Here is a 15,025-nt window from a genome sequence, read left to right as displayed (position 1 = left end):
CTCTGAAGGTGCCCCGGGCCGGGTTCGGAGGCGTCGTTCGGGGCCATACCCACGGCACGCCCGACAGGGCGGCCGACGGGGGCCGGGTGAAGGAGGGGGAATGACGGTGCGACTGGGGACGGGGATCGGGTGGCGGCCGGAGATCGCCGAGGCCGTGGAGGGGATGGCGGGGATCGACTGGGTCGAGGTGGTGGCCGAGAACGTGTGTCCCGGGCATCTCCCCGAGTCGCTGCTGCGACTGCGCGAGCGCGGGGTGACCGTCGTGCCGCACGGGGTCGGGCTCGGGCTCGGCGGGGCGGAGCGGCCGGACGCGGGGCGGCTGGAGGCGCTCGCCGAGCGGGCCACGGCGCTCGGAGCGCCGCTGGTCACCGAGCACATCGCGTTCGTCCGGGCGGGTGGGCCGCTCAGCGCCTCCCCGCGGCTCGAAGCGGGGCACCTGTTGCCGGTGCCCCGTACCCGGGACGCGCTCGACGTCCTGTGCGAGAACGTCCGCATCGCCCAGGACGCGCTGCCCGTGCCGCTCGCCGTGGAGAACATCGCGGCGCTGTTCTCGTGGCCCGGCGAGGAGATGACCGAGGGCCAGTTCCTGTACGAGCTGGCCGACCGCACCGGGGTGCGGCTGCTCGTCGACGTGGCCAATCTGCACACCAACCACGTCAACCGCGGCGAGGACCCCGCGCGGGCGCTCGCCGAACTGCCCCTGGAGGCCGTCGCGTACGTCCATGTCGCGGGCGGCGTCGAGCGGGACGGGGTCTGGCACGACAGCCACGCCCACCCCGTGCCCCGGCCGGTCCTCGACATCCTCACCGACCTCGCCTCCCGGGTCTCCCCGCCGGGAGTGCTGCTGGAGCGGGACGAGAACTTCCCGGAACCGGCCGGGTTGCGGGACGAGTTGGATGCCGTCCAGGCGGCGGTGGCGAAGGGCGCGGCGGAGGTGAGGGCAGAGGAGGTGCGGCCGGCTGCTCCCGCCGCCCGCGCCGAGCCGGAGGAGGGGTGCCCCGAACCCGCGCGGCAGCGCCTCGCGCTCGCGCAGACCGCGGTGCTGTCCGCGCTGGTCGCCGGGACGCCCGTGCCCGAGGGGTTCGACCGGGGCCGGATGGCGGTGCAGGCACGGGCGCTGGCCGCGAAACGGGCGGACGTCGTCGCCAAGGTGGCGCCCGAACTGCCGGTGCTGCTCGGCGGGGGGTACCGGTCCGCCTTCCTCGCGTATGCGCAGAGCCGGCCGATGACCGAGGGGTACCGGCGGGACGCGCTGGACTTCGTGGAGCAACTGCTGCTCGCCGGGCGGCCGGAGGACGGGCGGATGCGGCGGGAGCTGCGGGAGTGGTGGCTGGAGCGGTCGGGGCCGAAGCCGCGGTCGCACCGGCCGGCGGTACGGCTGGCCCGGGCCACGCGGCGGGTGCTGCTGCGGCGTTGAGCCGCCGTGGCCCTGAAATCCCTCCGGAACCAGGCAAGAAGCCAAGCGGAACATCACATCACCACAACACTCCGTCCGGATGGTGAAAAGGGCATGGCGTTTCCGCGTCCGTGTCACTTACAAACAGTTCATGTTCTGGGTCCTCCTCCTGTTGCCGGCCTGGGCCGTCGCCGGTGTGGCGTGCGCCCGACTGTGCCTGGCCGCCGTCCGCGCGGCGGCCGTCGGCACCACCGACGCGGCCACCGCCGAAGGGCATGACCTGACGTTGTACGAGGCGGCGTTCCTGTGCGGCGGGCCCCGACGGGTCGTCGATGTCACCCTGGTCTCCATGGCGCGCCGGCGCAGGCTGCTGCTGGCCCGCACCGGCTGGGCGACCGTGGTCGACCCGCGGGGCCGGGACGAGATGGAGCAGTCGGTGATAGGGGCCATCGGTCCGGAGGGGCAGTCCCTCATCGCGCCCGTACGGGCCGCGGCGGCGACCGCTGCCCCCGTGCGCGGCATGGCCGACCGGCTGGTCCGTGCGGGTCTGGCCGTGCCCGAGGACGGCACCGGTACGACGATCGTCGACGGGGTGCGTCAGGTGCGGTTCGCCGCGCTGGCCGTGGTCGGGCTGGGGGCCGCCGCCCTGCTGCTGCCGGCCTCGTCGGAACTGCCGCGCCATGTGGTCGCCCTGTGGTTCGCGCTGCCGCTGATCCTGACCCTGAGCTGCCTGGTCATAGCGCGGATCGAGGTCCACCCGTACGCGCGCCGGGCCTCTCCTGCCGGGCAACGGCTGCTGGGCGCCCTGTCCCGCGGTACCCACGGTGCCGGTGACCGTACGCATCTCACCTCCGTCGCCGTACGCGGCGTCCGCGCGGTCGGTGAACCGGATCTGCGTGCGGCCTTCGCACACCGCGAGCACCCGCACCCGCGGCAGGGCCAGGGCCTCGGGGGCGCACGGGGGCATTGACGCCGACACCGGCGAACGGTGCTTGCCTTCCCCGGCAGCCGAACGAAACATCCCTTTTGTCGCCGCCGTGCACCGAAAGGGAATACGCGATGAGAACTGCCGTCGTCCACGCGGCCGCCGGGTCCTTGCTGTTCACCGCCCTGGCCGTCGCACCGACCGGCAGCGCCACCGCCGCCCCGGCCGCCACCACCCCGGCCGCCGTCGCGACCCCGGACGCCCCCGGCGCGGCCGAGCTGCGCGGCACCGCGGTGGCCGCCGCGCGCGCCGCGGCCGAGGGCATCGAGTTCGGCGCCTGCCCGGACGCGCAGGACCTGTCCGGCACCATCGAGTGCGGCACGGTCACCGTCCCGCTCGACTACGCCCACCCGCACGGCAGGCAGATCGAACTCGCCGTCAGCCGCGTCCGGGCCACCGGGAAGGATCCGGACAACGACAAGCGCAAGGTGCCCCGGCAGGGCGCCCTGGTCCACAACCCGGGCGGGCCGGGCGCCGACGGCACGTACTTCCCGCTCCTCGGCCTGCTCCCCGGGTGGAAGCGGATCGCGGGGGCCTACGACCTCGTCGGCTACGCCCCGCGCGGGGTGGGCCGGTCCGCCCCGCTGTCCTGCGAGGACCCGGAGAAGTCCGTCCAGGGCCCCACGCGGGCGCCGGCGCACCCCTCGGAGTCGTACAAGCGCGAGCGCATCGCGCGGGCCGAGGCGTATGCGCGCGGCTGCGCGGAGCGGGCCGGCGGCGCGCTCCGGCACTACCACTCCCTGAACAACGCGCGCGACCTCGACGTGCTGCGCGCCGCGCTGAAGGAGCCTCGGCTGACGTTCATGGGGGCGTCGTACGGGACCTACTTCGGGGCGCTGTACGCCACGATGTTCCCCTCGCACGTCCGGCGGATGGTGTTCGACTCGGCGGTGCACCCGGACCCGGAGCAGATCTGGTACCGCAACAACCTCGACCAGTCGGCGGCGTTCGAGGACCGCTGGGCGGACTTCCGGACATGGGCGGCCCGGCACCACGACGTGTACGGGCTCGGCGACACGCCCGCGAAGGTGCACCGCAGCTACGAGAAGGCGAGCGCGCGGCTCGCCCGGGAACCGGCGGGCGGGAAGGTGGGCCCGGGGCAGTTGCAGTCGGCGTTCCTGCAGACCGGGTACTACGACGACCACTGGCCGCATCGCGCGCACGCCCTGTCGGCCTATCTGAAGGGCGATCCGGGGCCGCTGATCGAGCAGGCGGAGCCGCAGCCCGAGGCGGCGGTGGAGACGGAGAACTCGCGCGCGGTCTACGTCGCCGTGGAGTGCAACGACGCGCCCTGGCCGACGGACTGGGCGGTGTGGGACCGGGACAACACCCGGCTCGCCCGCCGGGCGCCGTTCGAGACCTGGGCCAACGTGTGGACGAATCTGCCGTGCGCCTTCTGGCCGGCGCCCCGGCAGCAGCCGCTGGACGTCCGGACCGGGGCGGGTGAGCTGCCGCCGACGCTGATCCTGGCGGCCGAGCGGGACGCGGCGACCCCGTACGGCGGGGCGCTGGAACTGCACCGGCGGCTCGCGGGTTCGGCGCTGGTGACCGAGCGGGACACCGGCACCCATGGTGTCGCGGGCGGCTCCAACGCCTGTGTGAACGGCCACCTGGAGGCGTACCTGCTGACCGGCCGGGTCCCGGGGCGGCGCGCGTCCTGCGCGCCGCGCCCGGAACCGGAGCCACGGGCGGAACCGGGGCCGGAGCCGCGTACGGAGACGGAACCCGAGCCCCGGCCCGCCGCCTGATCAGGCGAGGCCGGCGACCAGTTCGGCGATGTCCTTGCGGCGGCCCGTGTAGAACGGGACCTCCTCACGGACGTGCATCCGGGCCTCGGAGCCGCGCAGGTGCCGCATGAGGTCGACGATGCGGTACAGCTCGTCGGCCTCGAAGGCGAGGACCCACTCGTAGTCGCCGAGGGAGAACGAGGGGACCGTGTTGGCGCGCACGTCGGGGAAGCCGCGGGCCATCTTGCCGTGGTCGGCGAGCATGCGGCGGCGGTCCTCGTCGGGCAGCAGGTACCAGTCGTACGAGCGCACGAAGGGGTACACGCTCACGTACGCGCGGGGCTCCTCGTCGGCGAGGAACGCCGGGATGTGCGAGCGGTTGAACTCGGCGGGGCGGTGCAGTGCCATGTTCGACCACACCGGCTCGAGGGCCCGGCCCAGCTCGGTGCGGCGGAACAGGTTGTACGCCTCCTGGAGCTGGTCGCTGCTCTCGGAGTGCCACCAGATCATGAGATCGGCGTCGGCGCGCAGACCGGAGACGTCGTACGTCCCGCGGACGACGACGTCCTTGGCGGCGAGCTGGTCGAACAGCTCCTGGACCTCGTCGGCGTACCCGGCGCGGTCCTCGGGCAGCACGTCCTTCAGCTTGAAGACGGACCAGAGGGTGTAGCGGATGACCTCGTTGAGGTCCTTGGCCAGCTTGCCCTTGTTCGGGATCCGTGCGGGGTCGGGGGTGGTGGTGGCGTCGCTCATGTCCCTTATTCTCCTGCGCCTCCGTGGAGGCTTTGCATCGGGTCGGTGGTGACCTGCCGCACGCCGTGCGCGAGGTCACCGTGGATCTGGTCGACGGCGGCGTACGCGCTCGCGACGCACGCGGGGATGCCGACGCCGTCGTAGGCCGCGCCGCACACGGCCAGCCCCGGGAGGGCGGCGAGGTGCTCGCGGATGCGCGCCACGCGCGCGTGGTGGCCGACGGGGTACTGGGGCAGTCCGTCGTGCCAGCGGGTGACGCGGGTGGCCACGGGGGCGGCGTCCAGGCCGGTGGCGGCCTTCAGGTCGTGCCGGGAGACCTCGACGAGGTCGGCGTCGTCACGGCGGAGGACCTCCGTCTCGCCGTGCCGGCCGACGGAGGTGCGCAGGACGGTGAGGCCGGGGTCCTCCTCGGCGATCCAGCCCCATTTCTGCGAGGCGAACGTGGACGCCTTGATGGTGCGGCCGTCGACCGGCGGCACCAGGAATCCGCTGCCGGTGGGAAGGCCGGTCTCCGCGCGGCGGTAGGCGAGCGTGATGAGCGCCATGGAGGCGTATTCGACGCCGGTGAGCTCGGCGGAGGCCCCGGGGGCCTCGGCGCGCAGCAGCCGCGCGGCCTCCGGGGCGGGCGCGGCGACGACGACCGCGTCGGCGTGCAGCTCCCGCTCCCCGGCGACCACCCGCCAGCCGCCGGTCGGCTCCCGGCGCAGTTCGGTGACCGGGGTGCCGGTGTGGATCTCCCCGCCGCGTGCCCGCACCGACTCGGCGACGGCGAGCGGGAGGGTGCCCACTCCGCCCTCGATGCCCATGAACACCGGACCGGTCTGCCGCGCGGCGGCGGCCCTGGCCTGGATCTCCCGTACCCCTTCGGTCAGGGAGGTGTGGGCGCGCGCGGCCTCGAACAGCTGGGGGACCGCCGCGCGCATCGAGATGCGGTACGCGTCGCCCGCGTACACCCCGCCCAGCAGGGGTTCGACCAGTCGGTCGACGACCTCGCGGCCCAGCCGGGCCGCCACGTACTCCCCGACGGCGATGTCGTCGCCGACCTCGGTGCGGGGCAGTTCGGCGTCGCGCCCGATCCGGGCGAGGCCCTCGTCGGAGAGCACACCGGCCAGGGCGGCGGGCGTGCCGGGGACGCCCATGACATGGCCCTTGGGCATGGGGCGCAGGGCGCCGCGGGTCCACAGCGAGGCGGACGCCGTGGCCGGGGGCTGGAGCCGGTCGGTGAGACCCACCTCGCGGGCGAGGGTCACCGCCTCCGGGCGGCGGGCCAGCATCGACTCGGCGCCGAGGTCCACGCGCGCGCCCGCGATCTCGCCGGGCAGCAGCTTGCCACCGACCCGGTCCGAGGCCTCCAGCACGGTCACCCGCGCCCCGCGTCCGAGCAGCCGGTGCGCGGCGGCCAGGCCGGCGATGCCGGCTCCCACGACGACGACCTGCTGTTCCGCGCCCGCACGTGATCCGCTCATGGCTCCACCCTCTCAGACTCGGTCCGCGTTCCCGCCAGGGCCGTCCGGCCCTGACGAGTCCCTACCGTGACCGCTTCGGGACCGTTTCGCGCCAACGTTCGGCCCGCCCCCGGCGTCGAAGGAACGTCAGTGGTCACGACCCCTGGGGGAACCGCATGCGCACACGACGACCCGCACGACCCGTACGAGCCGGCCGACCGGTCCACGCGATGGCCGGTCTGCTGCTGGCCGCCGCTCTCGTCCTGACCGGATGCGGCGCCTCGGACACCGACTCCGGCGCGGCCTCGGCCGCCGACCAGAAGGCCGCAGCCCCGCGGGCGGACGCCCCGGCGGGCACGGAGGAAGCGGCGGGGGGAGCGGCGAAGGACGGGGCCCCCGGTGGTTCCGCGGACGGCTCGCGGGCGACCGCGCCGCCCTCGGACAGGAGCGGCCCGGCCCACATCATCCGCACCGCCTCTCTGACCGTGCAGGTCAAGGACGCGCCGAAGGCCCTGGACGAGGCCCGCACGGCCACCGAGAACGCGGGCGGCTACATCGGCAACGAGACCACCCGTCGGGACGAGGAGGGCCACGAGCACACGCGCGTGGTGCTGCGCGTACCCGTCGAGAAGTACGAGGAGGTACTCACGGAGCTCGAGGGCGCCGGCAAGCTCGTCGAACGCAGCGCGAAGGCGAAGGACGTCACCGACCAGGTCGTCGACGTGGAGAGCCGGATCAAGACGCAGCGCGCCAGCGTGGCCCGGATCCGCGAACTGATGGACCGGGCCACCCGGCTCAGCGACGTGGTCACCCTGGAGGGCGAACTCAGCACCCGCCAGGCCGACCTGGAGGCGCTGCTCGCCCGGCAGGAGTCCCTGAAGGACCGCACCAGCCTCGCCACCATCACCCTGTCCCTGTCCGAGACGCCGGTGGAACGGCCCGCGAAGGACGACGACCCCGGGTTCCTGGACGCGCTCGCCGGCGGCTGGGCGGCGTTCGTGACGATGCTGCGCTGGATCGCGGTGGCGCTGGGCGCGGTGCTGCCGTTCGCCGCGGTGGCGGCGCTGCTCGCCCTCCTGTGGCTGAAGGCCGTACGCCCCAGGCTGTCCCGCCGCACGCGGCCCGCGCCGATGCCCGCGCCGCTGTCCGCGCCCGCGCCGGCTCGGGCACCGGAGGAGACGCCGTAGGGCCGGACCCGGAGTGCGCGGCCCCGTAGCGTGTTCGTATGAGCACGAGCGAGCACACGAGCCGGAGTACGAGCACGAGCACGAGTACGAACACGCGCACGTCCGCGGCCCCGGGCGCGCGGGAGCGCCTGGTGGTGATCGGCGGGGACGCCGCGGGGATGGCCGCGGCGTCCCGGGCGCGCCGGCTGAAGGGTCCGGACGAGCTGGAGATCGTGGCGTTCGAGCGCGGTCGCTTCACCTCGTTCTCGGCCTGCGGCATCCCCTACTGGGTGGGCGGTGACATCACCGATCGGGACGCCCTGATCGCCCGTACGCCCGAGGAGCACCGCGCGCGGGACATCGACCTGCGGCTGCGCACCGAGGTCACGGAGATCGACCCGGACCGGGGGCGGATACGCGCGCGGGACGTCGAGTCGGGGGCCGAGTCCTGGACGTCGTACGACAAGCTCGTGATCGCGACCGGCGCGCGGCCGATCCGCCCGGAACTGCCCGGCATGGACGCCCCCGGGGTGCACGGCGTGCAGACCCTGGACGACGGCCAGGCGCTGCTGGACACGCTGGCCCGCACCGACGGCCGTCGCGCGGTGGTCGTCGGTGCGGGGTACATCGGCGTGGAGATGGCCGAGGCGATGATCAACCGCGGCTACGAGGTGACGGTCGTCAACCGGGGCCGGGAGCCCATGGCGACCCTGGACCCCGACATGGGGCTCCTGGTGCACAAGGCGATGGAGGGCCTGGGCATCACCATGGTGAACGACGCCGAGGTCACCGGGCTGGTCACCGGGGACGACGGCAGGGTGCGGGCCGTGGCCACCGCGGACGCCCGGTACCCGGCGGACGTGGTGGTGCTCGGCATCGGGGTGCGGCCCGAGACCGACCTGGCGCGGGCGGCGGGGCTGCCCCTGGGGGAACACGGCGGGCTGCTCACCGACCGGTCGATGCGGGTGCGCGGGCACGAGAACGTCTGGGCGGGCGGCGACTGCGTGGAGGTGCTCGACCTGGTCTCCGGGCAGGAGCGGCACATCCCGCTGGGCACGCACGCCAACAAGCACGGCCAGATCATCGGCTCGAACGTCGGCGGCGACTACGCCACCTTCCCGGGCGTGGTCGGTACGGCGGTCAGCAAGGTCTGCGACCTGGAGATCGCGCGCACGGGCCTGCGGGAGAAGGACGCCCACCGCGCGGGGCTGCGGTTCGAGGCGGTCACCATCGAGTCGACCAGCCGCGCCGGCTACTACCCGAACGCCTCCCCCATGACGGTGAAGATGCTCGCCGAGCTGCGCACGGGCCGCCTCCTCGGTGTCCAGATCGTCGGCCGGGAGGGAGCGGGCAAGCGCGTCGACATCGCGGCGGTCGCCCTCACCGCCGGGATGACGGTGGAGCAGATGACGATGCTGGACCTGGGCTACGCGCCGCCCTTCTCCCCCACCTGGGACCCGGTGCTGGTGGCGGCCCGCAAGGCGACGGCGAGAATCCGCGCCGCTGCGGGAAGCCCGACGCCCCCTGCCGGTCCTACGCGGTCCCGTTGATCCGTTCGATCGCCTGCCGCGCCTGCTCGGCCGGAGGCCGCGCCTGGTCGGTGGCGGGCCGGGGCGGCAGGGACGACACGGAGGCGCTGGAACCACCGAAGGCACTCGCGGCAGCGGAGGTTCCGGTCGTGCCGGCGGTGGGGGCCGTACCGGAGGTCACGGCCGGCGGCTGCTCCCCGGCCGGCCGCGCGTGCGCGGCGGCGGGCCGCGTGGAGCGCAGGCGGTGGCTCACCGCCTCGTCCAGCGTCACCGGCCGCTGCTTCTGGGCGGCGAGCCGTCCCGCCTCCTGGCCGAGCCGGGCCACGTCCTCCCAGGGGAGCCGCACCACGAGCGTGAGTTCCGCCTCGCCGTCGGGCAGCGCCTGCACCGCGGCGGTCCCTCGGTCGTCCATCACATGTTTTCCTCACGTGGGCCCCGCGGCCCCCTTCCCTACGCCGCGGGCGGTTGGGAAGGGATACGCACGGCCAGACGGTGGCGTTCAGCACGGCCCCTGATTCCACCGGCAGCCGGACGGGCACACGTGGGATGTGGTCATCCCGGTCCATGACGTGAATCCGGCGCGGCGCACCCCCTGGGTGACGTACGCGCTGATCGCCGCGAACTTCGTCGCCTTCCTGTTCCTCACACCCGGTGTCGCCGGTTCGCTGACGGGCAGCGGGAGCAGCCTGGCGGAGTTCTGTCGCCTCCAGGCGTTCCTGGACCAGTACGCGGCCGTGCCGCGGGAGCTGATCCACCACCGGCTGCCGCGCCTGGTGCCCACCGGCGGCACGGGGGTGGGACCGCAGGGACCGGGCTGCCTGGTGGGACCGCCCGGCTACACCAAGTCGCCCGAGCTGAGCGTGCTGACGGCGATGTTCCTGCACGGCGGCTGGCTGCACCTGCTGGGCAACATGCTCTTCCTGTGGATCTTCGGAAACAACATCGAGGACCGCATGGGTCATCTGCGGTACCTGCTGTTCTACCTGCTCTGCGGCTACGCAGCCGCATACGGATTCGCACTCACGAACCCGAACGCCACCACCCCCCTGATCGGCGCCTCCGGAGCGATCGCGGGCGTCCTCGGCGCCTACCTGGTCCTCTACCCCAAGGCCCGCGTCTGGGTCCTCGTCCCCTTCCTGATCTTCCTGCCGCTGCGGCTGCCGGCCTGGATCGTGCTGGGCCTGTGGTTCGCCCTCCAGGCGGCGTACTCCTCCGGCACGGGCGTCACCGGTGCCGGAACGGTGGCCTACGCGGCCCACGTGGTCGGCTTCATCGTGGGCATGCTGATCGCCTGGCCCCTCAAACCGGGCACTCCCCCACCCCCCGAACCGGCCGGCATCCTCTTCGGACGGCAGACGCGAGGGAACTGGTAGGGCCGCGCGCCCGGGGTCGGACAGCACAAGGAAACCCGGAATTAATTTGCACAAGAGACGTTTGCATTCCCGGGCCGGCCGACGATCGTTGAATGATTCAACCACCTGCGTGTTCTGCCGGACTTTTGAGCTTCTGGCAGGACTCACGCTGACCCATTGCCGACTTCTCTGACACCCCGTCAGGCGAGAAGCACCCCCGCAAGGGCCACACCGAGCCCATCCATCACGGCTCGGCGTGCTGACGCGATACGGCAGGTCTTCGAGGACTCCGGCGGCACCTACGGATCTCCGAAGGTCTGGCTCGTCCTGGTCCGCGAGGGCCGGCGCGTCTCGGTGAACACCGTGGCCCGGCTGATGGCCGAACTCGGCCTGGCCGGACGGAAGATCCGCCGACGGCGCGGGCTGACCCGGCACGGCAAGCGCCCCGCAGCCCCGGACTTCGTGTGCCACGACTTCACCGCGGACGCTCCGGACCGGGTGTGGTGCGGCGACATGACAGAGATCACCACCGGTGAGGGCAAGCCCTGCCTCGCCACCGTCATCGACCTGTTCTCGCGCCGCCTGCCCGGCTGTGCGCTGGGCGAGCGGCACGACGCCGACCTCGTCGTCGCCTCCCTGCACATGGCCGCGGCCACCCGGGGCGGCGACGTCCGCGGAGTGCTCTTCCACAGTGACCGCGGCAGCGAATCCCCCTCCCGGCGCTTCCGCCGCGCCTGCCGGCGCCTGGGCGTGACGCAGTCCATGGGCCGTGTCGGGTCGTGTTTCGACAACGCCGTCAGCGAGGCGTTCAACAGCATGCTCAAGGCCGAGTACGTCCACCGGCACACGTTTGCCACCCGCACCGAGGCCCGGCTGCGGATCGCGACCTGGATCACCGGCTTCTACCACACGCACCGACTACACAGCGTGTGTGGGTACCGGAGTCCGACCAACTACGAGCACGACCATCGCGCCGACTCCGCCTTGGAGCCGGCCGCTTAGAAGATCTCCACAGTCCGAGGGGATTGACGTGGTGGCCCGGTGCTCCAGGGCATACGGGTCCCGCCCTCGGTGAGGCGTCGATCGACGGCCTCCGGGCCGAGGGCGAGAGCGTCGGCGTGATCACAGACAACAGGCTCATGGAGACCATGACGCGTGGCCGGGCGCCGACGGTCGCCCGTGGTTCGCGGACAGTTGCCCCGAGCGTGACGCCGTCCCCCGGTTTCGGCCCACGGGCGCCCGGCACGAAGGGCGGAGACTTCCGGCGGACGCTACGGACCGGCCCCTGAACAGGACGAACACGCAGGCAAGGCGCCGGCGGCCCGCGACGGGACACCGGCTACACCCTCGTACGTGCAGAGCCACACACCCCGCGCGCCCTGCCGCAGGACATACTCCCGATACACCAATAATCCCTGGGAAACAAGGGATTGACGAGCCAGTCACGCCCTCCTTAATGTCACCTCCAGTACGGATGACGTACACCGCGTACGGAATGCGTACAGCTGCGACTGTTCGAGGAGGAACACCATGAGCAGCATGGCCTCAGGCGCGGCCACGGGCGGAAAAGCCGCACCTGGCGCAGCCCTGGTGCGGCACCTCCCCCGGCTGATCGGCGCCGTCGTCTTCACCTGGCTGTTCGTCTGGCCGCTGGTGATGCTGGTGTACGGGGCGTTCAGGACGTCCCCGATCGGGGTGAACCCCAGCTGGACCACGGAGGGTGTCACCCGGGTGCTCACCGACCCGGGAACCTGGAGCACCCTCGCCACCTCCCTGGTGTACGCGCTGGTCATCACCGTCTTCGCGATGGCGATCGCGGTCTTCTTCGCAGCCGTCAGCACCCGCTTCGACGTTCCGCTCCGCCGTTGGATCACTCCGGCGATGATGGTGATCGTCGCGATGCCGACCGTGCTCTACGCCCTGGCGTGGGCCATGCTCGGCGCCGGGGAGTCGGGCCTGATCCACAAGTCGCTGTCCGCGGTCGGCCTCGGCTCGCTGGCTCCGCTGCTGGAGACCCGCAGCTGGTTCGGGCTCATCGTGGTCACGGCGCTCAAGGCGGGCGCACTGGCCTACCTGGTCGTCGTCGGCGCCTTCCGCAACCGCAACGCCGCCTTGGAGGAGGCCGCCCGGATCAGTGGAGCCTCGGGGAGGCGGGCCTTCTTCGGCATCGAACTGCCCGCGCTGATGCCCGCGATCCTCGCCGCCGCCCTGTACGTCTTCGTGAAGGGGCTCGAGGCCTTCGAGACGCCCGCGATGCTCGGGGTGCCCGCCGGCATCAAGGTCTACTCGACGCACATCTACGACTACCTGCGCGGCGGGCTGCGGCCGGACTACGCCGCAGCCTCCGTGGCCTCGCTGGTCATCGTGCTGATCCTGGCGGCGCTGGTCGCACTGCAGTGGCGGCTGACCGGCGGCGGACGTTCCTACTCCTCCGTCGGCGGACGCGCCAAGGCCGGAAGCCTGCGGCCGGCGGGCCGGGCCCGGACCCCGCTCACCGTGGCGATCGCCCTCTTCCTGCTGGTCGCCCTCGCGGTCCCCACCGTCCAGGTCGTCCTCAGCGCCTTCCAGCCGTACCTGGGCGTCTCGACGCTGACCACGGCCAACATCGAGCGTCTGCTCGCGGACGACGGCGTGGTCAAGGCACTGCAGAGCACCCTGGCCGTGTCGGCGATCGGCGGCGCGCTGGCGGTCCTGCTCGGCTTCGTCGTCGCCTACGCCTTCGTGCGCATGCGGTCGGCGGCCGGCCGGTTCATCCAGATGGCCTCATGGGTTCCCGCCGCCATGCCCGGCCTCGTCCTGGGGCTGGCCCTGCTGTGGTCGGTCCTCACCACGCCCGGCGGCAGCAGCCTGTACGGCACAATCTGGCTGCTCGTGATCGGCCTGGCAGTGGCGACCGCGCCGCTGGCCACCCGCACCCTGGAAGGACCACTCTCCCAGATCGGGGTCGAACTGGAGGAGGCCGCGCGGGTGTTCGGCGGCAGCCCGCTGCGCGCCATCGGCATGGTGACCGCGCGCATCCTGTCGCCGAGCCTGCTCTCGGCCTGGTTCCTGGTCGGCATCACGATGTCCGGAATCCTCGACGTGCCGATCCTGCTGGGCTCCACCGACACCCAGATGATCGCGACCGTCAGCTTCTCCTACTACAACAACGGCGAACCGGTGATGGCCTCGGCCCTCTACGTCGTCTTCACCGCCTGCCTGGCCGTGCTGGCCCTCGCCCTGGCCGCCCTCGGCGCCCTCGTCCGCCGGGTGCTCCGAAGGGCCGTGCCCGAGACCGCGCCCGCCCCCTACTCCGACTCCGAGAAGGAGAACGTCCGATGACCGGGATTTCCGTCAGGGGTGTCACCAAGTCCTTCGGCGCCAAGACCGTCCTGGACGGGGTGGACCTCGAGGTCGCCGACGGCGAGTTCGTCTGCCTGCTCGGCCCCTCGGGCTGCGGCAAGAGCACCCTGCTGCGCTCCATAGCCGGTCTCGAGAGCCCCAGCTCGGGCAGCATCCACCTGGGTGACGAGCCGGTGTACGACAGCTCACGGAAGCTGAACCTGCCGCCCGAGAAACGCGAACTGGGCATGGTGTTCCAGAGCTTCGCCCTGTGGCCCCACAAGACCGTGTTCGACAACGTCGCCTACCCGCTGAAGCGGCAGCGGGTCGAGCGCCGCGAGATCACCGAACGCACCCGCGAGACACTGGCGATGGTCGGTCTGCTCGACTTCGCCGACTCCTACCCCGGCACCCTGTCCGGCGGTCAGCAGCAACGCGTGTCGCTGGCCCGCGCCGTGGTCGGCCGACCGCGCCTGCTCCTGCTGGACGAGCCGCTGTCGAGCCTCGACACCAACCTGCGGTCCCAGATGCGGCGCGAGATCCGCCGCATCCAGCAGCACCTGGGCGCCACCGCGCTGTACGTGACGCACGACAAGGAGGACGCGGGAGGCCTCGCCGACCGCATCGCGGTGCTGCAGCAGGGCACCATCGTGCAGCAGGGCCCGCCGCGCGAGGTGTTCGTCCGTCCCCGCACGGCCTTCGTCAGCGAGTTCGTCGGGTTCGACAACTTCCTGCGGGCCACGGTCACCGAGACCGGCGACGGGATGTGCACCGTGGAGCTGCCGGGCGGCACCAATCATCTGCGGGCGGCCGTCGACCGCCCGGTCGCCCCGGGCGACCGGGTCACGGTCGCGGTCCGCTCCCGACTGGTCCGTGTCCACCCCGAGGGCCGGGAGACCGACAGCGGCAACGTCTTCCGCGGCACCGTGCGGTCCAAGTCCCACCTCGGCGACGACGTGGAGATCGTGGTGTCCGACGGCACCACCGAGATCGTCGCCCGGGTACGCCCCGGGTACGCCGACGAGGTGACCGTCGGCGAACCGGCCCTGGCGGCGCCGCCGGCGGGCGCATCGGTGGTCGTCGCGGTGGGCGAGGAGGCCCACAAGCAGCCCGCCGCCACCGCCCCCGCCCCGGCGGCGGCCTGAGAGCTGGCCGGCCCGAGCCCCTGTCACGCGGCCGGCCAGCGGGCACCGGCGCTCCTTCGGGCGTTCCCCCGCCCGGACGCCGGTGCCGCACCCCTCACCTCCGCATCCCGCACTTCCCGCTTCCGCGCGGCGGCCTCCTTACGACCGCTCCGCCACCCCTGACACCGGCCGGGGAGACCACCCCCGGCACCCCACCCGCGCACCCC

The 15,025-nt window shown here is 73.0% G+C and carries 12 protein-coding genes; 9 read left to right on the top strand and 3 right to left on the bottom strand.

What is annotated here, in order from left to right; genetic code table 11:
• Positions 1-100 precede the first annotated feature (100 nt).
• The 3 genes from AB0I73_RS04530 (at position 101) to AB0I73_RS04520 (ending at position 4,129) form a co-directional block, all read left to right on the top strand.
• Positions 101-1,417: a DUF692 domain-containing protein gene (locus tag AB0I73_RS04530; protein WP_363033684.1), complete on the top strand. Its 1,317-nt coding sequence runs from the start codon at positions 101-103 to the stop codon at positions 1,415-1,417.
• A 130-nt stretch (positions 1,418-1,547) separates the two neighbouring features.
• Positions 1,548-2,366: a TIGR04222 domain-containing membrane protein gene (locus tag AB0I73_RS04525; protein ID WP_363033682.1), complete on the top strand. Its 819-nt coding sequence runs from the start codon at positions 1,548-1,550 to the stop codon at positions 2,364-2,366.
• A gap of 89 nt (positions 2,367-2,455) precedes the next feature.
• A complete protein-coding gene (locus AB0I73_RS04520; RefSeq protein ID WP_363033680.1) occupies positions 2,456-4,129 on the top strand; it encodes an alpha/beta fold hydrolase in 1,674 nt (557 codons plus the stop codon).
• Here the strand turns inward: AB0I73_RS04520 and hemQ are convergent, their stop codons facing one another.
• Both hemQ and hemG read right to left on the bottom strand, forming a co-directional pair.
• A complete protein-coding gene (hemQ, locus tag AB0I73_RS04515) occupies positions 4,130-4,861 on the bottom strand; it encodes a hydrogen peroxide-dependent heme synthase (protein ID WP_109379734.1) in 732 nt (243 codons plus the stop codon).
• 5 nt (positions 4,862-4,866) lie between these two features.
• Positions 4,867-6,327: a protoporphyrinogen oxidase gene (gene hemG, locus AB0I73_RS04510; protein WP_363033677.1), complete on the bottom strand. Its 1,461-nt coding sequence runs from the start codon at positions 6,325-6,327 to the stop codon at positions 4,867-4,869.
• Positions 6,328-6,482: 155 nt separating this feature from the next.
• Here hemG and AB0I73_RS04505 point away from each other — a divergent pair, with 155 nt between their 5' ends.
• Both AB0I73_RS04505 and AB0I73_RS04500 read left to right on the top strand, forming a co-directional pair.
• Positions 6,483-7,493: a DUF4349 domain-containing protein gene (locus AB0I73_RS04505; RefSeq protein WP_363033675.1), complete on the top strand. Its 1,011-nt coding sequence runs from the start codon at positions 6,483-6,485 to the stop codon at positions 7,491-7,493.
• 38 nt (positions 7,494-7,531) lie between these two features.
• Positions 7,532-9,022 carry an FAD-dependent oxidoreductase gene (locus tag AB0I73_RS04500; RefSeq protein WP_363033673.1) on the top strand — a complete coding sequence of 497 codons (1,491 nt, stop codon included), beginning with the start codon at positions 7,532-7,534 and terminating at the stop codon, positions 9,020-9,022.
• On the opposite strand, the gene AB0I73_RS04495 is transcribed toward AB0I73_RS04500, so the two are convergent.
• Positions 9,006-9,413, bottom strand: a complete 408-nt coding sequence (locus tag AB0I73_RS04495) for a hypothetical protein (RefSeq protein ID WP_363033671.1) — start codon at positions 9,411-9,413, stop codon at positions 9,006-9,008. The two genes, AB0I73_RS04500 and AB0I73_RS04495, sit on opposite strands and share 17 nt — an antisense overlap.
• A gap of 136 nt (positions 9,414-9,549) precedes the next feature.
• Here AB0I73_RS04495 and AB0I73_RS04490 point away from each other — a divergent pair, with 136 nt between their 5' ends.
• The 4 genes from AB0I73_RS04490 (at position 9,550) to AB0I73_RS04475 (ending at position 14,819) form a co-directional block, all read left to right on the top strand.
• Positions 9,550-10,374: a rhomboid family intramembrane serine protease gene (locus tag AB0I73_RS04490; protein WP_363033669.1), complete on the top strand. Its 825-nt coding sequence runs from the start codon at positions 9,550-9,552 to the stop codon at positions 10,372-10,374.
• 156 nt (positions 10,375-10,530) lie between these two features.
• Positions 10,531-11,355: an IS3 family transposase gene (locus tag AB0I73_RS04485; RefSeq protein WP_363033667.1), complete on the top strand. Its 825-nt coding sequence runs from the start codon at positions 10,531-10,533 to the stop codon at positions 11,353-11,355.
• 528 nt (positions 11,356-11,883) lie between these two features.
• Positions 11,884-13,674: an iron ABC transporter permease gene (locus tag AB0I73_RS04480; RefSeq protein WP_363033665.1), complete on the top strand. Its 1,791-nt coding sequence runs from the start codon at positions 11,884-11,886 to the stop codon at positions 13,672-13,674.
• Positions 13,671-14,819 carry an ABC transporter ATP-binding protein gene (locus AB0I73_RS04475; protein WP_363033663.1) on the top strand — a complete coding sequence of 383 codons (1,149 nt, stop codon included), beginning with the start codon at positions 13,671-13,673 and terminating at the stop codon, positions 14,817-14,819. The genes AB0I73_RS04480 and AB0I73_RS04475 overlap by 4 nt, the downstream gene beginning before the upstream one ends.
• Positions 14,820-15,025 lie beyond the last annotated feature (206 nt).

Source organism: Streptomyces sp. NPDC050388, from assembly GCF_040655635.1.
In the GTDB taxonomy this organism is placed as follows: Bacteria; Actinomycetota; Actinomycetes; order Streptomycetales; family Streptomycetaceae; genus Streptomyces.
The sequence above is the reverse complement of the archived record's forward strand: the minus strand, read 5'-3'. Positions and strand labels throughout refer to the sequence as shown.

Bases quoted from the DNA above. Each gene is read 5' to 3' on its own strand.
- hemQ (WP_109379734.1), bottom strand. From the start codon at position 4,861: ATGAGCGACGCCACCACCACCCCCGACCCCGCACGGATCCCGAACAAG.
- AB0I73_RS04525 (WP_363033682.1), top strand. From the start codon at position 1,548: ATGTTCTGGGTCCTCCTCCTGTTGCCGGCCTGGGCCGTCGCCGGTGTG.
- AB0I73_RS04495 (WP_363033671.1), bottom strand. From the start codon at position 9,413: ATGGACGACCGAGGGACCGCCGCGGTGCAGGCGCTGCCCGACGGCGAG.
- AB0I73_RS04505 (WP_363033675.1), top strand. From the start codon at position 6,483: ATGCGCACACGACGACCCGCACGACCCGTACGAGCCGGCCGACCGGTC.
- hemG (WP_363033677.1), bottom strand. From the start codon at position 6,327: ATGAGCGGATCACGTGCGGGCGCGGAACAGCAGGTCGTCGTCGTGGGA.
- AB0I73_RS04520 (WP_363033680.1), top strand. From the start codon at position 2,456: ATGAGAACTGCCGTCGTCCACGCGGCCGCCGGGTCCTTGCTGTTCACC.
- AB0I73_RS04475 (WP_363033663.1), top strand. From the start codon at position 13,671: ATGACCGGGATTTCCGTCAGGGGTGTCACCAAGTCCTTCGGCGCCAAG.
- AB0I73_RS04500 (WP_363033673.1), top strand. From the start codon at position 7,532: ATGAGCACGAGCGAGCACACGAGCCGGAGTACGAGCACGAGCACGAGT.
- AB0I73_RS04530 (WP_363033684.1), top strand. From the start codon at position 101: ATGACGGTGCGACTGGGGACGGGGATCGGGTGGCGGCCGGAGATCGCC.
- AB0I73_RS04480 (WP_363033665.1), top strand. From the start codon at position 11,884: ATGAGCAGCATGGCCTCAGGCGCGGCCACGGGCGGAAAAGCCGCACCT.